Raw genomic sequence first — 25,759 nt, 5'->3', positions numbered from 1 at the left:
TCGGCGAAATTAACTTTGTATTTGTAGCTGTATAGACGTATCTTATTTTAATATTTTGTGACCGCTCTACAACTTACTTTAATATTGATACTAAAAAGTCTTAATAAGGTTATAATTTGATATATTTGTAGGGATTTTTTGTCAGTAAAATGAAAATTCAAGAGGAATTTTGTCTCAAAAAGGCGGAAATTGGCTGTTTTCATCTTTTCTTTTCCGATGAGCATGATAAAATTCATGTTTTATTTCAGGGATTTTTTGTAATTAATTCTGAGTTAACTTCCGGCATGATAATAACCTTATCTTTGTGCAAAAATTAAGAAATGAAAAAAATTACGTTTTTAGCGCTGATGCTTATATCGGGTTTCAGTTGGTCTCAGGTTTTATTAATTAATGAACTCGATCCGGATTCTCCAAGTATAGATACGCATGAGTTTATTGAGTTAAAATCTGAAACTCCAAACTTTTCAACAGATGGTTATATTTTAGTCTTTTTTAACGGGTCTAGTAGCGGTGGAGATCGTAGTTATTTTACTTATGATTTAAATGGACTTACTACGGATATAAATGGACTTTTGGTGATAGGGAGTTCAAATATTACACCTTTTCCACAAGCCTTGATGTCTGAAAATGTAATTCAGAATGGCGCGGATGCCGTTGGAATTTATCAAGCTCCACTTTCGGATTTTCCTGAGGAGACCATTGCAACACAGGTGAATTTAATCGATGCTATGGTTTATGGTACTAACGATTCTGATGCTACAGGTTTGTTAAATAAATTAGGGGAGACCACGCAGCATAATGATAGTGGTACCAATGCGAATCCTAAATCAATTCAACGTTTTGTAGATGATTTAGGGAATGTCACTTTTCAATCTGTAACACCAACACCAAGAAGAGAGAATGACGGCTCTGGAATTGATGTCAATGCTATTGCAATTTCTGTTGAAGAAACACAGCTTGATGAAGGAGCTGTTTTTGAAATTACCTTTACGGCAGATACCAATGTAAGTTCGGATTTGAATTTTAATATAAGCTTAAGTAACGACGGTTTTAATACTGCTGATTATACCGGAAATACAGCGATCACTATTTTAAGTGGTGAAAATACAGCGACGACAAACATTAGCATTGTAGATGATGCAGCCGATGAAGGTGATGAGGTTTTAAAAATTAGATTTCTAGATTTAGTTGAACCTATTATCGCTAATAATGGTGATATAGAAATTAGAGTCGTTGATAATGATTTTACCGTAGCGCCTTGGGGAACACCTCTAGAACCAACTTATGGTGTTGTAGAAAGTACGCAGCCAGAAGGATATTATGATAGTTTAGATGGTTTGTCAGCTTCAGAATTAAGACAAGCCTTGCAAGATATCATTGCAGATCCATCTGTGGTAAGGGCACAAACTTATACGGATGTGATTGATATCTTAAAAGAAGCTGATCAGAATCCTTTAAACAGTAATGAAGTTTGGTTGGTGTATTTAGAACAAGGCCGTGCAAAATTAGATTACCAAACAAGTTCTTTAAGCACCGGTAAATGGAATAGGGAGCATACTTTTCCAAGGTCTCGTGGTGGGTTTGATAGTATAGAGGATGATGAAATTGCAGACGGTATTGATATCTATTGGACAACAACGGCAGATTCTCTACGTCATGGTAACTCGGATGCACATGCTTTAAGAGCTGCAGATGGTCCAGAAAATAGTACGAGAAACAATCAGTTTTATGGGGAGTATAATGGTCCAACAGGAACAGCTGGTAAATTTAAAGGTGATGTTGCACGAAGTGTGTTTTATATGGCTGTCCGTTATAACGGGTTAGAAATTGTAAACGGATTTCCTGAAGGAAGTGTTGGGGATTTTGGTGATTTAGCAACCTTGTTAGATTGGCATAGAAATGATCCGCCAGATGATTTTGAAATGAATAGAAACAATGTTGTGTACAATTGGCAATTCAATAGAAATCCATTTATAGATCAACCTGATTTAATTGAATATATCTGGGGAACCAATGTCGGAGAGGCTTGGGAACAAGCTTTGAGTGTTGAGGATAATGAATTGTTAGGAGTGAGCGTCTATCCAAACCCAAGTTCAGGGAAAATTTATGTTTCAGGTTTAGATGCAGCCGCGCAAATTGAGCTTTATGCTTTAGATGGTAGGCTTCTAAAAACATTAGAGCTTAAGTCTGATAATGTGGATTTAAAAGTTGCATCGGGTGTCTATGTTTTAAAGTTAACAAGTGAAAATCGTTCTTTTATTCAAAAGATAATTATTGATTAAGGACGTTTAAGATTTTAATTGAATAAAAGCCAAACTGATTTCGCTCAGTTTGGCTTTTCTGTGTCATGGTTTAGTTTGAAGGGCTTTTTTGTGCGGCGCTATTTTGATGCTGTAAAAATAAATAGAAGACTAATTTAAGGAAGGGTTAGTTTTTGCATAGTGTGAAAATGAAGTATTATCTTCGTGCATTGATAATGATATAAAATAATATAGGATGAGTATAGTTTTGGTGTTGGCTGGTTTAGCGTTATTAGTAATTGGTGGGGAGTTTTTAGTGAGAGCGTCTGTAGGCTTATCTTTTAAATTGAAAATTTCAAAGCTAGTTATTGGGATGACGGTAGTGTCTTTTGCGACTTCGGCTCCAGAGTTATTAGTGAGTTTACAGGCGGCTTTAGAAGGCGTTTCAGACATTGCTTTAGGTAATGTTATTGGTTCTAATATTGCAAACATTGGTCTGGTATTGGGGATAACCGCAATAATTTCGCCCTTAACGGTGGATAAGGATTTCTATAAGTTGAATTGGCCAATGATGATGTTGCTATCATTCGCGCTATATTATTTTTTAAAGAATGACCAAGTGCTTTCTGGATGGGAAGGTTTTAGTTTGATGCTTGTTTTAATTATTTTCTTAGTGGTTTTAATTAGAGCTTCAAGAAAATCTTCTAAAGCAAACCTAGAGGAGGTGGATGAAACCCTTTCTGTGGTTTCTAATTTTAAAATTATAATCTGGTTGCTTATCGGAGCATTAGGCTTGTATTATGGATCGTTGTGGTTAGTAGAAGGAGCAGAGCAATTAGCGCTTTCTATCGGGATTAGTGATTATGCAATTTCAGTGACTGTAATTGCTATAGGAACGAGTGTGCCTGAGTTAGCGGCCTCGGTAATTTCAGCACTTAAAAAAGAGAAAGCCATTTCTTTAGGAAATTTAATAGGCTCTAATATTTTTAATATTGCTTCTGTTTTAGGATTAACGGCTATGATTAAACCTATAGAGGTAAATCCTAATACGCCAGAGATTTTATCAACCAATATCTTTTGGATGATTGGCTTTGCGGCTATTTTAATTCCGCTAATGTTAATTCCTAAGCGTTTTGAAATGGGACGCCTTAAAGGGATGCTGTTATTTGGTGCGTATTTGGTATTTATATATGTTGCACTACGTTAAATCTATTAGGGCGTTATAAGCCTTTAATGGATGTGGTTTAGTTGTTGATTTTGAGTATGTAGAAGATAACTATCGCTTATAAAGTAAAAAGCCTCATGAACAATGTTCAGGAGGCTTTTTTTTAGCTTAAGCTAGGTTGTAAGTCGGTTTAATTATTTGTTGACTACAAACTTCTTAGTAACGCTTGTGTTTCCAGTTGTTACTTTATAGATGTAAAGACCAGAAGCTAAGTTCTTAGCGTTAAATTCAGCTTTGTATACTTGTCCAGGGTAAGCTTCACCGTTGAAAACTTCGCCCATACGACGTCCGTTAATATCAAATACTTCTACTAATACGTTTCCTGTAGTTTTTGGTGTAAACTCAAGGTAAGAAACTGTGTTTGTTGGGTTAGGGTAAGTTCTAATTCCTAATTCATCAGCTGTAAAAGTTTCTGTACTTAATGTAGCGTATAATTGCTCTGCATATTCTTGGTAGCTAAACTGTACACAAGTTCCTATTGCAATAACACCATCAAGATCGTAAGCGTCATCAGTTGTTGATAATTCGTTGTTGTTTACAATTTTAACATAGTAGATGAAATCAAAATTACCAGCATCTGAAATGTCAATAGCGTTGTCAGATTTACATACTGTACCAGCGTAGTGGTAGTTAATGTCGTCTGCAGAAACATATACGTCAGCATACTCTCCGTAAGTTTCGCAACCCCATGTGTTTTGGAATGTTGTTTCAACAACAACTAAGTCAGGACCTGGTTGATTGTAAACTGCTCCACCAAAGGTTAAAGTGATTTCACCACCGTAACCAAGTGTTGTAAATACATATTCGTCTGTTCCTTCAGGAGCTCCTAATACGTTTTCTGGAGTTTCAGTTCTAATAGCATCAATAACACCACCATTAAGTCTTGTACCTTCTACATAGTTCATGTAATCTACTGGGTAACATCCTGCAGGAATTGGAGCGATAGCTTCGTTACATCCTGTTAAAGCAATGATTCCGTCTAAGTCAAAACCATCTTCAGAGATAGAATCACTTGGTGTTGTATCTACAACTTTTACTTGTGTAATGTAAGATAAGGCAACAGGTGCGTTGCTAATATCTAAGTTTCCACCATCGTCAGTAAGTACTGAACCGATTAAGTAAAAATCAATTCCGTTTTGAGTGACATAAATATCTGCTGACTCTGGGTAACTTGCGAAAGACGCATTGTCAAATGAAGTTTCAATAACTTCGATATCTGGACCAGCTTCATTGTAGATTACACCATCAAAACCAATGGTTATTTCACCACCGTAACCTAAAGAAACGAAGTTTATAGTATCGTCATCTTCTGGTGTTCCTAAAGCTTGGTTTGGATCCATACGTTCTGTAACATCTAATGCTGTTCCTGAACTGTTAGGTCCTGGTGTATAGTCAGAAACGGTAGCACCGTAGCAATAACGTGCTGGTATTTCCTTACATCCATTTACAGGGTTAATACCATCTAAATCATAACCGTCTCCTGACGTTGTGCTCATGTCTGTAATTCTTATTTGAGTTACAAAGTCTAAGCCTAAACCATGGATGTCAATATGGCCATCACGACAAACGTTTCCGTAAGATACCCAAGTATCTCCGTATTCAGATAATTCAATAAAAGCATGCTCGTCATCAGAACGTCCACATGTGTCTCCAGAAAATGAAGTTTCGTAAATAATAATATCAGTACCGGCATTATCGTAAACAGCGCCTCCTAAAGCAAGCGTGATGCTTCCGTTAATTCCTAAAGAATAAAATCCACCTGCTGCGTTAGACATGTCTGGCATCCCTAAAGCCGCATTAACATCAGAACGGCTAGCTGCTACTGCAGAACCATTTGAGCTTAACCCTTGTGTAGTTTCAATAACTTCAACCGCATTACAGCTCTCTTGAAAAGCATATACTTGGGTTGACATAAAAGTAGCAGCTCCACATAGAATAGGAAGCAGGTGCTTCGTAAAATTTTTCATAAGTATTAAGATTTGATTAATAACACTACAATATTAGTGAGGTCCTTAATCATCCCCCAAAAAAAGCGAAGACAGTCCTTTATACTCGATAAAATGACAGAATTCCCCTCCAAAAACAAATTTCATCGACGTAAGGTAATACTTTGAGGTAGAGCTGTATACTTCTTAAGGTGCAATTTTTAATACTTAATGGTTTTGTAAAGGCGACGTTTTACGGTTGTTAGATTAATCTTGTTTTTGTTACTTCTGTTGTGCTGTCTTTATGGTTTTAATTAATTGTTAATCAAGATTGTATGTTTTTGAGTTGAATGGTGTAGTGTTCTGGTTCTTGATTTGGTAGTCCGTTCGTTTTAGAGAGGAAGTAGTATAGCGCGTGTTGTTTTTGGTTTGCGGCTGTTCGATGAACGGTATGTGGGATTTTTACAACATTTTACAGAGGGCTTAAGTTGAAGGTGGAGGACTACGATTAGGGGGCGTATTCTACTTTAGTATATAGGAGGTGTTTAAATACAAAAAAAGGTCGTTTAGAAAATTATCTAAACGACCTTTTAAAATTCTTATGCGCTTGGCTTAAGAAATATTAGCACTTTTTACAGTTTTAATAATTCTACCAGCAATTTTATATGGATCACCATTAGAAGCAGGTCTTCTGTCTTCTAACCAACCTTTCCATCCTTTTTCAACAGTAATAATAGGAATACGGATTGATGCACCTCTATCAGAAACACCATAACTGAAATCGTCAATAGATGCTGTTTCATGCTCACCAGTTAAACGTTGGTCGTTAAACTCACCGTAAACGGCGATGTGTTCTTTAACAACAGGTCTAAATGCTTCACATATTTTTTCGTAAGTCTCTTGGCTTCCACAAGTTCTTAAAACAGAGTTAGAGAAGTTCGCGTGCATACCAGAACCATTCCAGTCCATGTCCTTACCTAATGGTTTTGGGTGGTATTCAATATAGTAACCATATTGCTCAGTTAAACGGTCTAATAAGTAACGGGCAACCCAAATTTCGTCACCAGCTTTCTTAGCACCTTTAGCAAATAATTGGAATTCCCACTGACCAGAAGCAACCTCTTGGTTAATGCCTTCAAAGTTTAAACCAGCAGCAATACAAAGATCAGCATGCTCTTCAACTAAATCTCTACCGTGAGTATGTTTTCCACCTACAGAACAGTAATACATTCCTTGTGGCGCAGGATAACCACCAATAGGGAAACCTAAAGGTAATTGTGTTTGGGTATCCATTATAAAGTATTCTTGCTCGAAACCAAACCAGAAATCATTGTCTTCATCTTCAATAGTCGCTCTACCATTAGATTCGTGAGGCGTACCATCGGCATTTAAAACTTCTGTCATAACCAAATACCCATTTTTACGGGCTGGATCTGGATATATTGCAACAGGTTTTAATAAACAATCTGAAGCACCACCAGAAGCTTGGCGTGTTGATGAACCATCAAAAGACCAAACTGGACAATCTTCTAATTTACCACTGAAGTCATCTTCAACTTTGGTTTTACTTCTCATGTTTTGAGTTGGCTTATAACCATCAAGCCATATATACTCTAATTTGGATTTACTCATAATTAATATGTGTTGTGTTATTGTTTATGTAATGTTACAAATATGACTATTTTTTTGTTAGCATCAAAAAAAATAGGGGGTTAAAGATTCTAGGGTATTAATTAATGTCAATACCCCTATTTTTTGCTGGGTATTTTTAAATAATTTGTATTTTTAACTCAAAATAATAATAATATGTCAACACTTAGATTTCATGCAGTAAAAGCCTCTCTAAAGCGAGAGCCTATAAAGATAAATGAGGAAAAACGACGTTCAGAAATTTTTGGAGAGAATGTGTTTAATGAGGCGTCTATGCGCCAATATTTAACAAAAACAGCCTTAAACAGTGTGCTTGAAGCCATTGAAAAAGGAACTAAAATAGATCGAATAGTAGCAGATCATATTTCTACAGGAATGAAGGAATGGGCCATATCTAAAGGGGCTACGCACTATACGCACTGGTTTCAGCCTTTAACAGGGGCAACGGCCGAAAAACACGATGCTTTTTTTGAAACCATTGGCGATGGTTTAGCAATTGAAAAGTTTGGAGGTAACCAATTGGTACAGCAAGAGCCTGATGCATCTAGTTTTCCTAATGGTGGGATAAGAAATACGTTTGAAGCCAGAGGATATACAGCTTGGGACCCAACTTCGCCGGCCTTTATTTACGATAAAACCTTGTGTATACCAACAGTCTTTGTTTCCTATACCGGTGAAGCTTTAGATTTTAAAACGCCTTTATTAAGAGCCTTGCAAGCCGTGGATAATGCCGCTGTTGCAGTTTGTAAATATTTTGATAAAAATGTAAAAAAAGTAAATGCCTCTTTGGGCTGGGAGCAAGAGTATTTTTTAATCGATTCTGCTTTGGCGCTTTCGCGTCCCGATATTCAGCTTACAGGCCGTACGGTTTTTGGACACTCACCAGCAAAAGGACAGCAGTTAGATGATCATTATTTTGGATCGATTCCCGCACGAGCAATGGCTTATATGCGCGATTTAGAGCATGAGAGTATGTTGTTAGGAATTCCTGTGAAAACTCGTCATAATGAGGTTGCGCCTAATCAATTTGAGCTCGCACCTATTTTTGAAGAAGCTAATTTGGCAGTAGATCATAATTCCCTTTTAATGGATATTATGCAAAAAATAGCCAAGCGTCATAATTTTACAGTGCTCATGCACGAAAAACCATTTGCTGGGGTTAACGGATCCGGGAAACACAACAATTGGAGTCTTAGTACCAATACCGGTGTTAACTTATTGTCGCCAGGTAAAACACCAATGAGTAATCTTCAGTTCTTAACCTTTTTTGTGAATACCATAAAAGCAGTTCAGACTCATGAAGAATTAATTAGAGCTGCGATTGCCTCGGCAAGTAATGACCATCGTTTAGGAGCAAATGAGGCGCCACCAGCCATTATTTCGGTATTTATTGGGGCGCAGTTAACTAAGGTTTTAAACGAATTAGAAACCGTTACCAAAGGTAAATTATCGCCTAAGGAGAAAACTGATTTAAAACTGAATGTTGTTGGTAAGATTCCTGAAATTTTATTGGATAATACAGACCGAAATAGAACCTCTTCTTTCGCCTTTACAGGAAATAAATTTGAATTTAGAGCTGTGGGGTCAACGGCCAATTGTGCTAAGCCAATGACGGTTTTAAACACCGTAGTGGCAAAACAACTTATGGATTTTAAAGAAGAGGTCGATGCGCTTATTGAAGACAAGGGTATGAAGAAAGATGATGCCATTTTTAATGTGCTTCGGGAATATATTAAAACATCGAAGGCGATTCTTTTTGAAGGTAATGGGTATAGTGAAGATTGGGAGAAGGAAGCTAAAAAACGTGGGTTAAGTAATAATAAGACAACACCGCAAGCCCTTAAGATTAAGAAGGCAAAGTCCACCATCGCACTTTTTGATAGTCTTGGGGTGATGAATGACGTAGAGTCTATGGCGCGTTATGAAATTGAATTGGAAGACTATATCTATCATATTCAAATTGAAAGTCGTGTGGTAGGAGATCTCGCAAGAAATCATATTGTTCCAACGGCTATTAGGTATCAAAATACTTTAATTGAAAATGTACAAGGTTTAAAAGGTATTTACGGCGATCAATTTAAAACCTACGCTAAAGCACAGTTAGGACTTATAGAGTTGATTTCAGAACATATTGAAGCCATAAATACAGCGGTAACAGATATGACTGAAGCACGTAAAACAGCTAATAAACATGACGATCTAGAGGAAAAAGCAGAGGATTATTGCGAAACTGTAAAACCGTATTTTGATGTTATTAGATACCATTGCGATAAATTAGAGATTTTAGTAGATGATGAAGTTTGGCCGCTAACCAAGTATAGAGAGCTTTTGTTTACGAAATAAGCGCCTTTAAAAAAGCAGATAACCGTATTTAGAGAAAATGGAAACGATGAAATACGCGTTTTTCCATATGTAAGGTAATTGCAATGGAGTCGATTTTACCGTTTGTCGATAAGTTTAATCTAGTTGTCGAAAAGACGCTTGAATGATGCTAAATTGTTGTGCTTCTGTACTTTGTCGATGATTTTGTTTTGTATATTTGTAGGGCTATTAATCAATACCCCGTACAATGAAAAAGTTATTACTAAGTTTGGTGATTCTTGCTGGCGCGACCCTAGTGCTATCACAGGATGATTCAAATGACTTAGACAAAATTGGTGCAGATGAAGTGGTAAGCGTTCAATTGAACTTACCATTAGATCTTAGGCACTAAGCGACGTTAAAGTGTTGCGGTAAACCTTTACCGTAGATAAAAAAAGATAAAATTCAATATTGAATTTTATCTTTTTTTTTGTGTCTGTTTTAAATGCTTTTCTTCTAAGCGATTTATAGGCTTGCTTTTAGAATTTTAAAACAACGTTTAAGACGAAAAAAGCAGTTTGAGATAATTCCAACCGAATCTTTCCTTATAATTAAACGCAATCCTTATTTTTGCAACACCAACACAAATAAACCAACAATGAGTAATTCGGTGAGTAAAAGATATGCGCAAAGAGGAGTCTCTGCATCTAAAGAGGACGTTCATAATGCGATAAAGAATATTGATAAAGGCTTATTTCCTAAAGCGTTTTGTAAAATAGTTCCAGATTATTTAACTAATGATTCAGATTACTGCCTTATCATGCATGCTGATGGCGCGGGGACAAAATCGTCTTTAGCCTACATGTATTGGAAAGAAACAGGTGATCTTTCAGTATGGAAAGGTATTGCTCAAGATGCGTTAATAATGAATATTGACGATTTACTTTGTGTCGGAGCCACAGATCATATTATGTTGTCTTCAACAATTGGTAGAAATAAAAACCTTATTCCAGGAGAAGTAATTTCTGCAATTATTAATGGAACTGAAGAGTTAATAGAAGATTTAAAATCTTTTGGAGTGACTATTCATTCTACAGGTGGTGAAACGGCAGATGTCGGAGATTTAGTAAGAACTATTATTGTAGATTCTACAGTAACAGCACGTCTTAAGCGATCCGATGTTATTGATAATGCTAATATCGCTGCAGGTGATGTTATTGTTGGTTTAGAGTCGTTTGGACAAGCCTCTTACGAAACCGAATATAATGGTGGAATGGGAAGTAATGGATTGACCTCTGCAAGACACGATGTTTTCTCTAAATATTTAGCTGAAAAATATCCAGAAAGTTTTGATGCTGCTGTACCAGAAGATTTAGTGTATTCTGGAGGTACTCAACTTACCGATGCTGTTGAAGATGCGCCTATTGACGCCGGAAAATTAGTATTATCACCAACACGAACTTACGCGCCTATTATAAAAGCCATTTTAAATACCTACGATAGCACATCTGTTCATGGTATGGTACACTGTAGCGGTGGTGCCCAGACCAAGATTCTTCATTTTATTGATGAACTTCATATCATAAAAGATAATATGTTCGAAGTTCCGCCGTTATTTAAACTCATTCAAGAACAATCGAAAACCGATTGGAAAGAAATGTACCAAGTCTTTAACTGTGGTCATCGTATGGAACTGTACGTTAAGCCTGATGTTGCAGATGCGATTATTGAGATTTCTAAATCTTTTAATGTTGATGCAAAAATTATAGGTAGAGTTGAAGCTTCTAGCGAAAAGAAGTTAACAATAGAGAGTACTTACGGGACCTTTACTTATTAATGTTGTTTACATGAAAAATTATTCGTGGTTCTTATTTAGTGTATTTGTATTATGTTCTGCGTTGCTTTCAGCACAACCTAATTCCTTATTCTTTCAAAAGAAAAAGGAAGAGCCTATTGCGTTAGGGTGGAAAACAAAGAAAGAAATAGGTCTAAGTTTAAACCAAGTATCCTTTACCAATTGGAATGCTGGGGGATCCAATTCTATTTCCGGAATTGTAACGGCAAAGGCAGAAGCAAAGTATAAACAAGAAAAATGGTATTGGAATTCTAATTTTAATATCCGCTACGGATTAAATAAACAAGAAGACTATAATGTAAGAAAAACTGAAGATGTTATTGAGGTGATTTCTAATATTGGATTAGAGAAAGATCCGCAAAGCAACTGGTTTTATTCGTCTAAGTTTAGTTTTAATACCCAGTTAGCAAAAGGGTTTAATTACCCAGATAGAGATGAGGCTATTTCTAAATTTTTAGCACCAGGCTATATGTTTTTTGGTGTTGGTATGGAATATGGTCGTTTTATAGATCGCTTGTCATTCTACGCTTCACCTTTTACTTTAAAAACAACCTTTGTTCTTGATGACGATTTAGCTAATAAAGGAGCCTTTGGGGTAGATCCTGCTATTTACGATTTAGAAGGAAATATTTTAAGAGAAGGCAAACAGTTTCGTCAAGAATTAGGGATTTTACTGACCAGCCAATATGAGCAAGATCTTTTTGAAAACATTAATGTTACAAGTCTTTTAAAGCTTTATACCGATTATATCAATAGTTTTGGTAACGTTGATATTGAATGGGAGGTTAACTTTGATATGAAGGTGAATAGGTATGTAAAAGCGACATTGGGCTCACATCTAAGATATGATGACGATATTAAGGTTGAAGTAGAAACTAATGAAATTACAAACGAAGAGCAGGTTATTGTAGGACCAAAATTACAGTGGAAACAAATATTAGGTGTTGGAGTTGTTGTAGATTTAGACAACCTTATTAAAAGCGAAGCTTCATCATAAATACCCGTAGTCTTCAAGTTCTGTGAGCTGGTTGATTAGTTTTGTAGTTCCATTTTTTAGAAGATATAGGGTGTCAGAAATGTCCAAAATGTGTGGGTATAAGTGATCTGAAATTATAATTATTTTATGCTTTTTCTCTTCTAAAATTAAAGCTTTAATTTTTTCAATATAAAGTGGGGCCAAATGTGAAAAGGGCTCGTCGAGTAGTGTAATTTTACTTTCTGTTTTTAAGCTTAAGTAAACTTCAATAAGTCGCCTTTCTCCACCTGATAATCCCTTAAATCTTAAATTTTTGTAGGCTTCAAAATTATTAAATAAGGTGACGAATGCTTGCCAGTCTACCTGATAAAGTTGAAATGCAAATGCCACCTTCATAGAACTTGGAATAAAGTTGTACTGAGGCATATATTTGGCAATTTTCAACTTATAGAGTGGTTGTTGTAGGGGTTTGTTATTTAAACGGATAAGCATGTATTTAGGTTTTAAGATCCCAAAAGCAATATCCATAAGACTACTTTTTCCACTTCCATTTCTGCCTAATAAACCAGTGACTTTTCCTGTTTCACCTTTTAAGTAAATCCCATTTAAGACACGATGGCTTTTAAAATAAAGTTCTACGTTATCTAGTTCAAATATCAAAATAGCGGTGGGGTTTAAACAAATTCGGTGAATAAAGTCAAGAATAAAAATGTAAGAATTAGGTCTACAATAAAGAGGGTAGAGAAGAGGGTTAGCGAGGAGATTCCTAGATTTTTATACAGTGTTAATTTTCGTTTTTCTGAAGTTTCACTAGTGTAATACCAAGCAAACAAGGTTAAGAAGAATTTTATGCAGGTAGCCGGTATAAGTTGAGGTGTAAAAAGGGCAATGAAAATAGTCACGATAAAAGACCACGTGGCAAAAGATTTATAAAAGCTGAGTATGGCTAAAAATTTATACATAACATTTCTTAAACGTAATTTTTTAGTGATTTATTCTTTTAAAGTTAAAATGTACTGAAAACCAAGGTTTCAAAATCCATAATTTATCGTATTTTTGAACGATAATTTTTGAAGAGAGATGTTAGAGAAAATCCAGATTATAAAACAACGGTTTGATGAGGTGAATGACCTTATTATCCAACCCGATATTATATCAGATCAGCAGCGTTATACCAAGCTGATGAAAGAATACAAAGACCTTAAGCTTATCGTAGACAAAGGTGCCATTTACAGTGAAGCCTTAGAAAATGTATCTGAAGCCGAAGAAATTATTGCTGATGGTTCTGATGCCGAAATGGTTGAAATGGCAAAAATGCAACTTGAAGAGTCTAAGGAAACTATTGAAAAGCTAGAAGAAGAGATTCGTTTTATGCTTATTCCTAAAGATCCAGACGATGCTAAGAATGTTGTAGTAGAGGTGAGAGCCGGTACCGGTGGAGACGAAGCTAGTATTTTTGCGGGTGATTTATACCGTATGTATACCAAATACTGTAGCGACAAAGGCTGGAAAGTTGATGTTGTAAGTCAGAGTGATGGAACGTCTGGTGGATTTAAAGAAATTATTTTTGAAGTCTCAGGAGAAGATGTTTACGGAAGCTTAAAGTTTGAAGCCGGTGTACACCGTGTACAACGTGTGCCACAAACAGAAACTCAAGGGCGTGTGCATACCAGTGCAGCAACCGTAATGGTATTGCCAGAAGCCGAGGAGTTTGACTATGAATTAGACATGACAGAAGTGCGTATAGAACGTACTACATCTACAGGTCCTGGAGGGCAATCCGTAAATACCACGTATTCTGCCATTAAATTACACCACGAACCTACGGGAATGATTGTAAGTTGTCAGGATCAGAAATCATCACATAAAAACTTAGAAAAAGCTATCAAAGTATTACGTTCGCGTTTATACGATTTAGAATTAGCAAAACAACAAGCTGCCGATTCAGAGAAACGTAAGAGTATGGTGAGTTCTGGTGATAGATCTGCAAAAATTAGAACCTATAATTATCCGCAAGGCCGAGTTACAGACCATAGAATTGGTTTAACCCTTTACGATTTATCAAATATCATTAACGGTGATATTCAAAAAATAATAGACGAATTAATGTTAGCTGAAAATACAGAGTTATTAAAGGCTAACGATGATACCATTTAAATTGAAGCCTCTTTTTTAGAGGCTTTTTTTATACTATGACAACACAACAACTAGTAGAGCAAATCCATAAAAAACAGTCTTTTCTTTGTATTGGACTCGATGTCGATTTAAATAAAATCCCAAAACATTTATTAGAGGAAGAAGATCCTATTTTCGCCTTTAATAAAGCCATCATTGATGCTACACACCATTTATGTGTGGCCTATAAACCTAACACGGCTTTTTATGAAGCTTATGGAATAAAGGGGTGGAAAGCTTTAGAAAAAACGATTAATTACCTTAATGAAAAGCATCCGGAGATCTATACCATTGCAGATGCCAAACGTGGCGATATAGGGAACACTAGTACCATGTATGCTAAAGCTTTTTTCGAAGATTTAGGCTTTGATAGTGTCACCATTGCGCCTTATATGGGTAAAGATTCTGTAGAGCCCTTTTTAGCTTTTAAAGATAAGCATACCATTTTATTAGCCTTAACCTCTAACCAAGGGGCTTTTGATTTTCAGACCAAGTATGTTGATGGCGTAGAATTGTATAAGCAAGTTCTAGAGACCTCTAAATCATGGGAGAATTCTGAAAATTTAATGTACGTTGTTGGGGCTACTAAAGCCGAGTATTTAGCCGATATCAGAAAGATTATTCCTAAAGCCTTTTTATTAGTGCCTGGAGTAGGTGCTCAAGGTGGTAACCTTCAAGAGGTGTGTAAATACGGAATTACAGATACGGTAGGTTTACTTATTAATTCTTCAAGAGGGATTATTTATGCGTCACAAGATGTTAATTTTGCAAGTGCTGCTGCTCAAAAGGCAGAGGAGCTTCAAAAGCAAATGCAAGCCGAATTGACACGTTAATTCAGCCTTAAGTGTTGCGTTAAACCTAAGTTTATGACCTTTAAAGATCAGCTACAAAGAACAATTCAACTAGAGTCTACACCTAGACGGATTGTTTCTTTGGTGCCGTCTCAAACGGAATTATTAGTAGACTTAGGTTTAGAAGCGCGCCTTGTAGGGGTGACTAAATTTTGTGTGCATCCTAAGCACCTTTGTATCTCAAAACCTGTGGTTGGCGGTACTAAACGGGTGCATTTCGATAAAATAAAAGCGCTCAATCCTGATATTATTCTTTGTAATAAGGAAGAAAATACCAAGGAGATGATTGCAGAGCTCGAGGCTATTGCGCCGGTTCATATCAGTGATATATATAATTTAGAGGATACCTTTTCGCTAATTACCATGTATGGCGAGCTTTTTTCGGTAGCAGCTTCTGCTGAAGATTTAATAGCAGATATTCAAGTGGAGCGTGAGGCTTTTCAGCTGCAATATAAAACTGAAGATCAACTAAAAGCCGCTTATTTTATTTGGAAAAAACCTTGGATGATGGCAGCTTCAGATAATTTTATTGATGTTATGCTCAATGAGGCTGGTTTTACTAACGCGTTTCATCATGAAGAACGTTATCCGGAGATTGACTTGGAGCACCCAGCTTTACAGGCAGCAGATGTGATATTCCTCTCTAGTGAGCCCTTTCCTTTTAAAACGAGTGATGTAGACGAGTTTCAATTAAAATTCCCGGAGAAATCCGTAAAAATTGTTGATGGCGAAATGTTTTCTTGGTATGGAAGTCGCCTTATAAAAGCCTATACTTATTTTAAAAGTCTTCATTAAAAGGCATAAAAAAAGTCGATACCTAACTATAATACCGACTTTACTCTAAACTAACTGTATCAAGACTTAACTAATCTCAAACTTTTGCTTTGCAAAGATGCTAACTTTATACCTTGTAGAGGTTACGATAACGTTAGCTAATGATTAAATGTAGCTTAATACCTAAGGTGTCATGACATAAGGGATCTGCGGTCTCTAACCACAAATTCTAACTTATTAATTTTGTGAAGTACTTTTGTGGCTTTGTATTCTGAAAAGTCACTCAAAGCATGATCGCTTTGCCTAAAATTGTATGCGTCCTCAATAAGTTGCCGGTACTTTTTTTTAAGCTTGGATCTTTTTTTTAGAAGTCGGTTTGAATAGTTCACGGCTAAATTTTAATAATTAGGATATTAAATTACTAAAATTTAGCTAGAACTTTTGAATTTTATATGGAAAAAATACAAAATTTTTAACTAATCAGTAATTAGTCTTGTAAGGCAAATACCTTCTTTAATAAATCTGTAGAACGAGATGCTACTGAATTTCTAATTTCTAATTCCTCAACAGCAATCATGGTATAAACACCTTCAAGAGCTTCTGTAGTTACGTAATCCGTTAAATCAGGATTCACATTATTTGTAAGCGGAAGGTTGTTGTATTTTGTAATAAGGTTAGACCATATTTGATCTGCACCAACTTTACTAAACGAGTTGTTGATTACAGGCTTAAATTTAGCGTAAAGCTCTGTTTGCGTTTTAGTGGTTAAATAGGTCGTTGCCGCATTATCATCGCCTAATAAAATATCTTTAGCATCATCAAAAGTAATATCCTTAACCGCATTAACGAAAATAGGAGTCGCTTCAGATACTGCATCTTCAGCAGCTCTGTTTAAGACCTTTAAACCTTCATCCGCTAAGCTACTTAAGCCTACTTTTCTTAACGCACTGTCTACTTTTTGTAATTCTTCTGGCAATACAATTTTTACCAATTCATTTTTAAAGAAACCATCTTCTGCAGTCAGTTTAGAAACTTGTTTTTCAATACCTAAGTCTAAAGCTTCTCTTAATCCTGCAGCGATATCTGCATTTCCAAGAACATCACTTGTTCCTTGTGGTAAAGAATCTACAACTTGTTGTAATTCTGCGCAAGCCATGAAATTGAAGGCAATTAATAAGGCTAAAATCTTTTTGATCATAATGTTTGTTTTTTAAGTGGTCAAATATAATTTATAAGGTTTTAACATTCCTAGTGGAAAAATAAACCTTAATAGGAGTTTAACATAATAGTATAGACCCTAATATTTGGTAAGGGTCACTTTTTTTAAGAGAAAATAATCGTTTTATTGTTATACACCATCACTTTTCTCATGGTATGTAGTTTTATGGCGTTAGAAAGTACAATTTTCTCTAAATCACGTCCCTTCGCAATTAAATCTTTTATAGAATTATTATGGCTTATCTGGGCCACGTTTTGTTCTATAATAGGGCCTGCATCTAACTCTTCTGTAATGTAGTGACTTGTAGAACCAATAATTTTTACCCCGCGCTTATAAGCAGAATGATAAGGTTTGGCGCCAACAAAGGCGGGTAAGAATGAATGGTGAATGTTTATAATTTTATTCGGATACTTATCAATAAGCGTTTTAGATACAATTTGCATATAACGGGCTAAAACAATAAAGTCAATTTGATGTTGGCTTAAAAGTTCTAATTGCTTTTTCTCGGCTTCTTGTTTAGTGCTTTTGGTAACAGGAACATGATAAAAAGGAATATTAAAACTGTCGGCAATTGGCTTTAAGTCCAAATGATTACTTAGAATAAAAGGAATTTCCAAGAAGAGTTCTCCGGAATTATAGCGTCCTAAAATATCGTAAAGACAGTGGTCGTATTTAGAAACAAAGAGGGCCATTTTGGGCTTTTTTTCAGCCGCATACATCCGCCATTTCAAACTAAATTTATCAACAAGGGCATCCTTAAATACAGTTTTAAAGGCCTCTACGGAAAAATCACGAGACGTAAATTCACTTTCTAGACGCATAAAGAATATATTTTGCTCTCTATCAACATATTGGTCAATATAAACAATGTTTCCGCCATTAGAAGCCATAAAGGTGGTGATGCCTGCAATGATATTGGGCTGATCTTCACAATTTATGAGTAAGGTAATTTTCTGCATAAAATTAATATTGGTTGAAGAGATAAAAGTAGTTAAAATTGAATGCTTTAGCGTTTTTTGATAAGTTTTAGATATTTATTAATTGATGCTAAATTTTTTTGAATATTCCTTAAATTTGTTGCTCATATAAGCTATAATTTTACGAATGGAACAAGTTGCACCTTACAAACCAAAATATAAAGTCCGCATAGTCACCGCTGCATCCCTCTTTGATGGGCATGATGCTGCTATAAATATTATGCGTCGTATAATTCAATCTACAGGCGTAGAAGTGATTCATTTGGGTCACGATCGCAGTGTTGAAGAAGTGGTAAATACGGCCATACAAGAAGATGCCAATGCTATTGCCTTAACCTCTTATCAAGGCGGGCATACTGAATATTTTAAGTATATGTACGACTTGCTTAAGGAAAAAGGAGCCGGACATATTAAAATCTTCGGTGGTGGAGGTGGTGTTATCCTTCCAGAAGAAATTAAAGAACTTATGGATTATGGAATCACAAGAATCTATTCTCCAGATGACGGGCGCAGTTTGGGCTTACAAGGGATGATTAATGATTTGGTGCAGTTATCGGATTACGCCATTGGGGAGGAGCTTCATGATGAAGTGAATACCTTAACTCAAAAAGATCCTAAAGCTATTGCACGATTAATTTCTTCGGCTGAGAACTTTCCTGACGTGGCTAAAACAGCCCTTGAAACCATTCATGAGAAAAATAAAAATTCAAAAACGCCGGTATTAGGAATTACAGGAACTGGTGGTGCAGGTAAATCGTCTTTAGTGGATGAACTTGTTCGTCGTTTCTTAATCGATTTTCCGGATAAAACCGTTGGTTTAGTTTCTGTAGATCCGTCAAAACGAAAAACAGGAGGCGCGCTTTTAGGCGACCGAATCCGAATGAATGCTATTAATTCACCGCGTGTATACATGCGTAGTTTGGCAACACGTCAATCTAACTTAGCCTTGTCTAAATATGTGAATGAAGCGGTAGAGGTGCTTAAAGCTGCCGAGTACGATTTAATTATCTTAGAAACCTCAGGGATTGGACAGTCAGATACCGAGATTATTGAACATTCGGATGTGGCCTTATATGTTATGACGCCAGAATTTGGGGCTGCAACACAACTTGAAAAAATTGATATGCTCGATTTTGCCGATTTGGTAGCTATCAATAAATTTGATAAACGTGGATCTTTAGATGCCTTACGCGATGTTAAAAAACAATATATGCGTAATAATAATCTTTGGGATATCCCGCAAGAAGACCTGCCCGTTTACGGTACCATTGCCTCTCAGTTTAACGATCCGGGAATGAATACGCTTTATAAAGCAATCATGGATACCTTAGTAGAAAAGGCCAATTCAGAATTAAAATCTACGTTCGAAATTTCACAAGAAATGAGCGAGAAGATTTTTGTAATTCCTCCTTCTCGTACCCGTTATTTATCTGAAATTGCAGAAAGCAACCGTGCTTACGATAAAACAGCAGTAGCCCAAGTAGAAGTGGCTCAGAAATTATACGGTATTTATAAAACGATTGCCTCGGTTTGCGAGTTAACACCAGAATTAGATAAATCGGGTATCGCCGCAGAATCTTTAAATTCTAGCGCGTCAGATAATGAGGGTTTTGTAAAAATGCTTATTGCTGAATTTGATCGCGTAAAGCTTAACCTTGATCCTTATAACTGGGAAGTTATTACCGGTTGGGAAGAAAAAGTAAATCGTTATAAAGCGCCAATTTATAGTTTTAAAGTTCGTGAAAAAACGATCGAGATTGAAACGCACACCACTTCTTTATCACACAGTCAAATACCAAAAGTGGCTTTGCCAAAGTACCAGGCTTGGGGTGATATTTTAAGATGGTGTTTACAAGAAAATGTACCAGGAGAATTTCCATATACCTCAGGATTATATCCATTTAAAAGAACCGGAGAAGATCCGGCTAGAATGTTTGCTGGAGAAGGTGGACCAGAACGTACCAATAAACGTTTTCACTATGTAAGTATGGGCTTACCCGCTAAACGTTTGTCTACAGCCTTTGATAGTGTAACGCTTTACGGTAATGATCCCGATTTACGACCTGATATTTATGGTAAAATAGGAAATGCTGGGGTGTCTATTTGTTGTTTAGACGATGCTAAAAAATTATACTCTGGTTTTGATTTGGCCCACGTAATGACCTCGGTTAGTATGACCATTAATGGTCCTGCGCCTATGTTATTAGGCTTTTTTATGAATGCAGCTATTGATCAGCAATGTGAAAAATACATAAAAGAACAAGGTCTAGAACGTGAAATTGAAGCTAAAATCGCAGAAATTTATAAGAATAAAGAACGTCCAAAATATAATGGTGCTTTACCAGAAGGTAATAATGGCTTAGGCTTAATGCTTTTAGGGGTTACTGGAGATCAAGTGCTCCCAGCTGAGGTGTATGCCGAAATTAAAAAGACCACCATTGCTCAAGTTAGAGGTACCGTTCAAGCCGATATTTTAAAAGAAGATCAGGCGCAAAATACCTGTATCTTTTCTACGGAATTTGCATTGCGTTTAATGGGTGATGTACAGGAATACTTTATTGAAAATAATGTTCGTAATTTCTATTCGGTATCTATTTCAGGATATCATATTGCAGAAGCAGGGGCAAATCCTATAACGCAATTGGCCTTAACTTTATCTAATGGATTTACCTATGTAGAGTACTATTTAAGTCGAGGGATGGATATTAATAAATTCGGACCTAACTTATCCTTTTTCTTTTCTAACGGTATTGATCCGGAATACGCCGTTATTGGTCGTGTCGCTCGTAAAATTTGGGCTAAGGCTATGAAGCATAAGTATGGGGCTAATGCCAGAGCGCAAATGCTAAAATATCATATTCAGACTTCAGGACGTAGTTTGCATGCCCAAGAAATTGATTTTAATGATATTCGTACGTCGCTTCAAGCGTTGTATGCTATTTATGATAACTGTAACTCATTGCATACTAATGCTTACGATGAGGCGATTACAACTCCAACGGAAGAGTCGGTGCGTAGAGCTATGGCTATTCAGTTAATCATTAATAAGGAATTAGGTTTAGCTAAAAATGAAAATCCAATTCAAGGTTCTTTTATTATTGAAGAGCTTACGGATCTTGTTGAAGAGGCTGTACTTCTAGAATTTGATCGTATTACAGAACGTGGTGGTGTGTTAGGTGCTATGGAAACCATGTACCAGCGCAGTAAGATTCAAGAAGAAAGTCTTTATTATGAAACCTTAAAACACAACGGACAGTTTCCAATTATTGGTGTGAATACGTTCTTAAGCAGTAAAGGGTCTCCAACGGTGCAACCCGCTGAGGTGATTAGAGCAACTGAGGAAGAAAAGCAGTTTCAAATTAAAACCTTAGAGAACTTGCATAGCGCACATCAAACCGACGCTTTGTTAAGCGAATTACAACGTAAGGCCATTAATAATGAAAATATTTTTGAAGCCTTAATGGAAGTTTGTAAAGTGTGTTCATTAGGTCAAATTACTTCAGCTTTATTTGAGGTTGGTGGACAATACCGAAGAAATATGTAGCCATGAGATGGAATACGGTTTGTATAACAACGCTATACATCAGCGATTATAAAAACCAATACACATAATTGTAAAAGCGTTCCTTTATGGAACGCTTTTTTTAATTCATAATGAAGAACAGCTATGAAGCATACGTTTAAAGCCGCAGTACAATGGACAGCAGGGGCCGGAGAAAGTACCAAGAATCCTAGATCATTTAGCCGTAACCATGAGGTGACTATCGCTCATAAAACACAGGCGTTACAAGTGTCTGCAGCAAAACCCTTTAGAGGAGATGAGGCCTTGTATAATCCTGAAGACTTACTACTATCGGCCTTAACCTCGTGCCATATGATGTCTTACTTGTATGTTTGTGCTCAGTATCAGATAGAAGTGTTAGACTATTCAGATACGGCTGAAGGCGATTTGGAAGTGGCTTCAGATGGAAGTGGAAGCTTTAAAACGGTACGATTACAACCCGTGGTGACCATTAAAAATGCAGACCAAAAAGAAGTCGCACTTCAACTTCATGAAAAAGCAAACGCCCTTTGTTTTATAGCGAATTCTTGCAATTTCGAAATTGTTCATAACGCTACTATAGTGGTTGCCTAAGATCTTTTGAAAAAATAATCTGTTGCTTTTGCATCTTTTTTGCTTCTGTATCGTCTATTAAGTGAACCTTAAAACGTAAAATGATGAAAACTATAGATTGTAACTGCAACTGTGAAGGTTGTTCAAAAGGAAATTGTTCAAACTGTACTTGTGAAAACTGTACATGTACAAATTGCAATTGTTAAATATAAATTGGTCCGAATGCTTACATTTTGTATTCGGACTGATTTTTGTTACATTTAGAATATGACGACAAAAAGTGTTTGGGAAAACTATTCAGAAGATATCCGACGTTTTATTTTAAGCAAAGTAAAAGACGTTGTAGCTGCGGATGATATTTTACAAGATACTTTTATTAAAGTCCACACCAAACTACACACCCTAAAGGATGACGATAAGTTGAAGGCTTGGTTGTTTTCAATTGCACGCTATACCATTTTAGATTATTACAAAGTCCACAAATTAACGTCGCCCACCGACGATTTAGAAATAGCCTCAGAGCCCGGACCTAAAGGCCATACCGAGCACGATTGCTTACGAGGTATTTTACTCAACTTACCCAAGAAATATAGAGACCCTTTATTTTTATCGGATATTAAAGGGCTTAAACAGCAAGAGGTGGCCCAACAATTACATTTGGCTTTGCCTACGGTTAAATCTCAGATTCAACGTGCTAGAAAACAAATCGCTCAAGGTTTTATGGACTGTTGTGGATTTAAAATGAATGCCGATGGCCATCTTGTAGGAGAAATTCAAGACAAAGCAGACTGTAAAGTTTGTCAATAATTGTACCTTTGGCCTCTACAGTTCTATACTAAAATAGAGCCTTATTATTACATACGCAGATGTCTTTCAAAAAACTACACCCTTTATTAAAAGAATCCTTAGAGAATTTAGGATTTGAAACCTCTAATGCCTTTCAGAAAAAAGCATTACCTGTATTAAAAGGTGGGGCAGACGCTTATGTTATCGCACCAAAAGACAGCGGAAAAACAACAGCATTAATAATTGCAATAATTCATAAATTAAAAGCAGCAGCTTTTGAAGACTCTCCGAGAGCTTTAGTTATTGTAAAAGACAAGAAAGAAGCCTTAGCCTTAAAAGCGGTTTTTGAAGGCTTTACGCAAACGACAGACTTAAGAGTTTATGCGCTTTATGATGAGTACGACATCGAGAAACAAAAAGAGGAGGTATACTACGGTCAGGATATTGTTATTGCAACCCCGGGACGTTTAAGTAAACTTTATTTTTTAAATGGTATTCATTTAGGTGAAATTCAGATATTTGCTATTGAAGATGCCGATTATTTAGGGCGTCATAATGCTTATAATCACATTTTGCGTTTATCGGAAAGCTTAACTAAATGTCAGTTTGTGATTATGGCTGAAGAAATGAATTCAAAAATTAAGAATTATCAGAATGCCTTTATGAGTAATGCACAGCTCATAAAAGGGCGTTAAGACCTTAAAAGGTCATCATCCAATGCCGTTGCATAGTTTTAAATTTTTTTAATTCACCACGAAGAATCGGTAAGTAATCCTTGCCGTTACTATTGGCATTTTCTAATCTTCTGCAGTTGCGGTACAAGCGTGTGGTGAGCCGATCTAAACGCTCTAAATGTTTGTTTTTCTTATAAGAACATGCTTCGCGTTCTACATTTATAATTTCCGGAGCAAGATGGGTAGATTGTTGTACAATATCACCAGAAAAATAAATATTGGCGTCTTCCGTACCATCGGAATTTAAAGCTGCTAAATCATGATTGAGATAATTAGAAATCCGTCTAGAAAGCGCAAGAATATCCATGGCCTTTTCGTAAATAGGCAAATGAGATAGTGGTGAAGGTAAATTATAACTCATAACTTCAATAGCAATTACTACGAATTTAAGAACTAATACTGAAACAGCGCTTTAAATATTAAAGTGAAATTGTATTTTTGCTTTAATAATGATGTTGAAATAGTTAAAGTTTATTAAAATGAGCATCGATACCTTGAATTGGAAGATTTTAAAATGTCTGCAGCAGAATGCGCGTATGTCTAATGCTGAAATCGGAAGGCGTGTGGGTATTACGTCTCCGGCGGTCTCAGAACGGATTAAAAAAATGGAAGATTCGGGCGTTATTCAAGGGTATACCACATTTGTGTCTCCTTTTGAAGCCGGGTATCAACTTAAAGCTCTAATTACCTTAAGAGCTTTTATGGGAATGCTTAAACCATTTTTAGAAAAGGTGAAAACCTATGATGAGGTGGTAAATTGTTATCGCATTACCGGAAATGAAAATATTGTGATGGAGGTGGTTTTAAAAAATCAAAAACACCTCGAGGCATTTATTGATCAACTGATCACTTACGGCGAAACCAAAACCCAAATAGTCTTGTCTCACGTCATAAAATATAGTGAGGTAAAACCACCTCTAAAATAAAGCCTTTTAAACCTGTTTTTTAAGGTGCTCTACAATAATCTTGGCATGTATTCTAGAATTTTCAATAAACCATTTGTGGGTTTCTTTTCCGCCACAGATCACGCCTGCTAAATAAAGCCCTTTAACGTTTGTTTCCATGGTTTCAGGGTGATATTTTGGGATGCTTTTACCGTCCTTAGAGAGTTCGATACCTGCAGTTTTTAAAAAGCTAAAATCAGGATGATAACCAGTTAAGGCCACCACATAATCATTGGCTATGGTTTTTTCACCTTCAGGAGTTTGTATCACAAGATGAGACGGTGTTATTTCTTTAATTTCAGAATTAAAATATGCCTTAATACTTCCTTCTTCAATACGATTTACAATATCTGGTTTTACCCAATATTTTACACGTTCTCCAATGGCTTCTCCTCTAACAACCATCGTAACATGGCCTCCTTTTCTGTAAATTTCTAAGGCGGCATCTACTGAAGAGTTACTAGCGCCAACCACCACCACATCTTGTAGCGTAAACGGATGAGCTTCCTTATAATAATGAACAACTTTAGGGAGGTCTTCGCCAGGGACATTTAAAAGGTTTGGAAGATCATAGAATCCAGTGGCAATAATAACTTTTTTGGCGGTATATAGCGCTTTTGTAGACTTAACGTTAAAGCCTGATGCTGTTTGTTTGATGGCCTCAACTTTTTCGTAGAGATGAATCTCTAAAGCGTTAGAGGTGGCTACGCGTCTATAATATTCTAACGCTTCGTTACGCGTGGGTTTAGGGTTATTACTTATAAATGGAATGGCGTCTATTTCTAATTTTTCTGAGGTCGAAAAAAACGTCATATTTAAAGGGTAGTGGAATAAAGAGTTGGTTAAGGCTCCTTTTTCTAAAACCGCGTAATTAAGCTTTTGTTTTTTACATTCTAAGGCACAAGCAATTCCTATGGGGCCGGCACCAATGATGAGTACATCTAATTCTGAATTTTTCATAGAGTCTAAAATTACTTTTTTTAGAGGGATATGTAAAGTGTATGTTATTAAAT

At 36.2% G+C, this 25,759-nt stretch carries 22 protein-coding genes; 13 read left to right on the top strand and 9 right to left on the bottom strand.

Annotated features, from left to right (window positions below; translation table 11 throughout):
• The first annotated feature begins 320 nt into the window (after positions 1-320).
• The gene (locus ACFQ13_RS09370; RefSeq protein WP_386116582.1) at positions 321-2,282 is read left to right on the top strand and encodes an endonuclease; all 1,962 of its coding nucleotides are present in this window, start codon (positions 321-323) and stop codon (positions 2,280-2,282) included.
• A gap of 214 nt (positions 2,283-2,496) precedes the next feature.
• Positions 2,497-3,447: a calcium/sodium antiporter gene (locus ACFQ13_RS09365; RefSeq protein ID WP_114308747.1), complete on the top strand. Its 951-nt coding sequence runs from the start codon at positions 2,497-2,499 to the stop codon at positions 3,445-3,447.
• A 152-nt stretch (positions 3,448-3,599) separates the two neighbouring features.
• Here ACFQ13_RS09365 and ACFQ13_RS09360 read toward each other — a convergent pair whose 3' ends face one another.
• Both ACFQ13_RS09360 and ACFQ13_RS09355 read right to left on the bottom strand, forming a co-directional pair.
• A complete protein-coding gene (locus ACFQ13_RS09360) occupies positions 3,600-5,432 on the bottom strand; it encodes a T9SS type A sorting domain-containing protein (RefSeq protein WP_386116579.1) in 1,833 nt (610 codons plus the stop codon).
• Positions 5,433-6,002: 570 nt separating this feature from the next.
• Entirely contained in the window at positions 6,003-7,022 is a 1,020-nt protein-coding gene (locus ACFQ13_RS09355; RefSeq protein ID WP_114308749.1) for a glutamine synthetase beta-grasp domain-containing protein, read from the bottom strand.
• A 174-nt stretch (positions 7,023-7,196) separates the two neighbouring features.
• Here ACFQ13_RS09355 and ACFQ13_RS09350 point away from each other — a divergent pair, with 174 nt between their 5' ends.
• The 3 genes from ACFQ13_RS09350 to ACFQ13_RS09340 all read left to right on the top strand — a co-directional run bounded on the left by ACFQ13_RS09350 (position 7,197) and on the right by ACFQ13_RS09340 (position 12,193).
• On the top strand, positions 7,197-9,383 hold the full coding sequence (locus ACFQ13_RS09350; protein ID WP_386116578.1) for a glutamine synthetase III family protein: 2,187 nt from the start codon (positions 7,197-7,199) through the stop codon (positions 9,381-9,383).
• A gap of 616 nt (positions 9,384-9,999) precedes the next feature.
• Entirely contained in the window at positions 10,000-11,178 is a 1,179-nt protein-coding gene (locus ACFQ13_RS09345) for an AIR synthase related protein (protein WP_114308751.1), read from the top strand.
• Positions 11,179-11,188: 10 nt separating this feature from the next.
• Positions 11,189-12,193, top strand: coding sequence for a DUF3078 domain-containing protein (locus tag ACFQ13_RS09340; protein ID WP_386116576.1), 1,005 nt, complete (start codon positions 11,189-11,191; stop codon positions 12,191-12,193).
• Here ACFQ13_RS09340 and ACFQ13_RS09335 read toward each other — a convergent pair.
• Both ACFQ13_RS09335 and ACFQ13_RS09330 read right to left on the bottom strand, forming a co-directional pair.
• Complete coding sequence (locus ACFQ13_RS09335) at positions 12,188-12,832, bottom strand: ATP-binding cassette domain-containing protein (protein ID WP_386116573.1); 645 nt, start codon at positions 12,830-12,832, stop codon at positions 12,188-12,190. The genes ACFQ13_RS09340 and ACFQ13_RS09335 overlap by 6 nt on opposite strands.
• A gap of 14 nt (positions 12,833-12,846) precedes the next feature.
• Positions 12,847-13,134: a hypothetical protein gene (locus ACFQ13_RS09330; RefSeq protein ID WP_386116570.1), complete on the bottom strand. Its 288-nt coding sequence runs from the start codon at positions 13,132-13,134 to the stop codon at positions 12,847-12,849.
• Between the two features lie 118 nt (positions 13,135-13,252).
• On the opposite strand from ACFQ13_RS09330, the gene prfA reads away from it, so the two are divergent.
• Genes prfA through ACFQ13_RS09315 form a run of 3 tightly spaced genes read left to right on the top strand, consistent with a single transcriptional unit; the run spans position 13,253 to position 15,993 of the window.
• Positions 13,253-14,329, top strand: coding sequence for a peptide chain release factor 1 (gene prfA / locus ACFQ13_RS09325; RefSeq protein WP_386116567.1), 1,077 nt, complete (start codon positions 13,253-13,255; stop codon positions 14,327-14,329).
• Positions 14,330-14,364: 35 nt separating this feature from the next.
• A complete protein-coding gene (gene pyrF / locus ACFQ13_RS09320; RefSeq protein ID WP_386116565.1) occupies positions 14,365-15,180 on the top strand; it encodes an orotidine-5'-phosphate decarboxylase in 816 nt (271 codons plus the stop codon).
• Between the two features lie 33 nt (positions 15,181-15,213).
• On the top strand, positions 15,214-15,993 hold the full coding sequence (locus tag ACFQ13_RS09315) for an ABC transporter substrate-binding protein (RefSeq protein ID WP_386116562.1): 780 nt from the start codon (positions 15,214-15,216) through the stop codon (positions 15,991-15,993).
• Between the two features lie 170 nt (positions 15,994-16,163).
• Here ACFQ13_RS09315 and ACFQ13_RS09310 read toward each other — a convergent pair whose 3' ends face one another.
• From ACFQ13_RS09310 to purU, 3 genes are all read right to left on the bottom strand, one after another.
• Positions 16,164-16,361, bottom strand: a complete 198-nt coding sequence (locus ACFQ13_RS09310) for a Lacal_2735 family protein (RefSeq protein ID WP_386116561.1) — start codon at positions 16,359-16,361, stop codon at positions 16,164-16,166.
• A 98-nt stretch (positions 16,362-16,459) separates the two neighbouring features.
• Positions 16,460-17,170: a DUF4197 domain-containing protein gene (locus ACFQ13_RS09305; RefSeq protein ID WP_386116559.1), complete on the bottom strand. Its 711-nt coding sequence runs from the start codon at positions 17,168-17,170 to the stop codon at positions 16,460-16,462.
• Between the two features lie 125 nt (positions 17,171-17,295).
• Positions 17,296-18,150, bottom strand: coding sequence for a formyltetrahydrofolate deformylase (purU, locus tag ACFQ13_RS09300; protein WP_386116557.1), 855 nt, complete (start codon positions 18,148-18,150; stop codon positions 17,296-17,298).
• A gap of 145 nt (positions 18,151-18,295) precedes the next feature.
• Between purU and ACFQ13_RS09295 the strand changes: the two genes are divergently transcribed.
• From ACFQ13_RS09295 to ACFQ13_RS09280, 4 genes are all read left to right on the top strand, one after another.
• On the top strand, positions 18,296-21,712 hold the full coding sequence (locus tag ACFQ13_RS09295; RefSeq protein WP_386116554.1) for a methylmalonyl-CoA mutase family protein: 3,417 nt from the start codon (positions 18,296-18,298) through the stop codon (positions 21,710-21,712).
• A gap of 123 nt (positions 21,713-21,835) precedes the next feature.
• Positions 21,836-22,303, top strand: coding sequence for an OsmC family protein (locus tag ACFQ13_RS09290; RefSeq protein ID WP_386116551.1), 468 nt, complete (start codon positions 21,836-21,838; stop codon positions 22,301-22,303).
• A 246-nt stretch (positions 22,304-22,549) separates the two neighbouring features.
• Positions 22,550-23,089: a sigma-70 family RNA polymerase sigma factor gene (locus ACFQ13_RS09285; RefSeq protein WP_386116548.1), complete on the top strand. Its 540-nt coding sequence runs from the start codon at positions 22,550-22,552 to the stop codon at positions 23,087-23,089.
• Positions 23,090-23,148: 59 nt separating this feature from the next.
• A complete protein-coding gene (locus tag ACFQ13_RS09280) occupies positions 23,149-23,763 on the top strand; it encodes a DEAD/DEAH box helicase (RefSeq protein ID WP_386116546.1) in 615 nt (204 codons plus the stop codon).
• Positions 23,764-23,767: 4 nt separating this feature from the next.
• Here the strand turns inward: ACFQ13_RS09280 and ACFQ13_RS09275 are convergent, their stop codons facing one another.
• Positions 23,768-24,163 (bottom strand): hypothetical protein, encoded by a 396-nt coding sequence (locus tag ACFQ13_RS09275; protein ID WP_386116544.1) that lies wholly within the window; start codon positions 24,161-24,163, stop codon positions 23,768-23,770.
• A gap of 118 nt (positions 24,164-24,281) precedes the next feature.
• On the opposite strand from ACFQ13_RS09275, the gene ACFQ13_RS09270 reads away from it, so the two are divergent.
• Entirely contained in the window at positions 24,282-24,728 is a 447-nt protein-coding gene (locus ACFQ13_RS09270; RefSeq protein WP_386116541.1) for an Lrp/AsnC family transcriptional regulator, read from the top strand.
• 6 nt (positions 24,729-24,734) lie between these two features.
• Here ACFQ13_RS09270 and ACFQ13_RS09265 read toward each other — a convergent pair whose 3' ends face one another.
• Entirely contained in the window at positions 24,735-25,706 is a 972-nt protein-coding gene (locus ACFQ13_RS09265; RefSeq protein ID WP_386116538.1) for a YpdA family putative bacillithiol disulfide reductase, read from the bottom strand.
• Positions 25,707-25,759: the final 53 nt, after the last annotated feature.

The organism is Winogradskyella rapida, assembly GCF_042675845.1.
Lineage (GTDB): Bacteria > Bacteroidota > Bacteroidia > Flavobacteriales > Flavobacteriaceae > Winogradskyella > Winogradskyella rapida.
Note: the sequence above shows the minus strand (reverse complement) of the source record. Positions and strands in the feature narration are given on the sequence as shown.

Bases quoted from the DNA above. Each gene is read 5' to 3' on its own strand.
- ACFQ13_RS09360 (WP_386116579.1), bottom strand. From the start codon at position 5,432: ATGAAAAATTTTACGAAGCACCTGCTTCCTATTCTATGTGGAGCTGCT.
- ACFQ13_RS09270 (WP_386116541.1), top strand. From the start codon at position 24,282: ATGAGCATCGATACCTTGAATTGGAAGATTTTAAAATGTCTGCAGCAG.
- ACFQ13_RS09315 (WP_386116562.1), top strand. From the start codon at position 15,214: ATGACCTTTAAAGATCAGCTACAAAGAACAATTCAACTAGAGTCTACA.
- ACFQ13_RS09280 (WP_386116546.1), top strand. From the start codon at position 23,149: ATGTCTTTCAAAAAACTACACCCTTTATTAAAAGAATCCTTAGAGAAT.
- ACFQ13_RS09365 (WP_114308747.1), top strand. From the start codon at position 2,497: ATGAGTATAGTTTTGGTGTTGGCTGGTTTAGCGTTATTAGTAATTGGT.
- ACFQ13_RS09330 (WP_386116570.1), bottom strand. From the start codon at position 13,134: ATGTATAAATTTTTAGCCATACTCAGCTTTTATAAATCTTTTGCCACG.
- ACFQ13_RS09290 (WP_386116551.1), top strand. From the start codon at position 21,836: ATGAAGCATACGTTTAAAGCCGCAGTACAATGGACAGCAGGGGCCGGA.
- ACFQ13_RS09305 (WP_386116559.1), bottom strand. From the start codon at position 17,170: ATGATCAAAAAGATTTTAGCCTTATTAATTGCCTTCAATTTCATGGCT.
- ACFQ13_RS09275 (WP_386116544.1), bottom strand. From the start codon at position 24,163: ATGAGTTATAATTTACCTTCACCACTATCTCATTTGCCTATTTACGAA.
- ACFQ13_RS09350 (WP_386116578.1), top strand. From the start codon at position 7,197: ATGTCAACACTTAGATTTCATGCAGTAAAAGCCTCTCTAAAGCGAGAG.
- ACFQ13_RS09265 (WP_386116538.1), bottom strand. From the start codon at position 25,706: ATGAAAAATTCAGAATTAGATGTACTCATCATTGGTGCCGGCCCCATA.
- prfA (WP_386116567.1), top strand. From the start codon at position 13,253: ATGTTAGAGAAAATCCAGATTATAAAACAACGGTTTGATGAGGTGAAT.
- ACFQ13_RS09370 (WP_386116582.1), top strand. From the start codon at position 321: ATGAAAAAAATTACGTTTTTAGCGCTGATGCTTATATCGGGTTTCAGT.
- ACFQ13_RS09295 (WP_386116554.1), top strand. From the start codon at position 18,296: ATGGAACAAGTTGCACCTTACAAACCAAAATATAAAGTCCGCATAGTC.
- ACFQ13_RS09285 (WP_386116548.1), top strand. From the start codon at position 22,550: ATGACGACAAAAAGTGTTTGGGAAAACTATTCAGAAGATATCCGACGT.
- ACFQ13_RS09345 (WP_114308751.1), top strand. From the start codon at position 10,000: ATGAGTAATTCGGTGAGTAAAAGATATGCGCAAAGAGGAGTCTCTGCA.
- pyrF (WP_386116565.1), top strand. From the start codon at position 14,365: ATGACAACACAACAACTAGTAGAGCAAATCCATAAAAAACAGTCTTTT.
- ACFQ13_RS09340 (WP_386116576.1), top strand. From the start codon at position 11,189: ATGAAAAATTATTCGTGGTTCTTATTTAGTGTATTTGTATTATGTTCT.
- ACFQ13_RS09355 (WP_114308749.1), bottom strand. From the start codon at position 7,022: ATGAGTAAATCCAAATTAGAGTATATATGGCTTGATGGTTATAAGCCA.
- purU (WP_386116557.1), bottom strand. From the start codon at position 18,150: ATGCAGAAAATTACCTTACTCATAAATTGTGAAGATCAGCCCAATATC.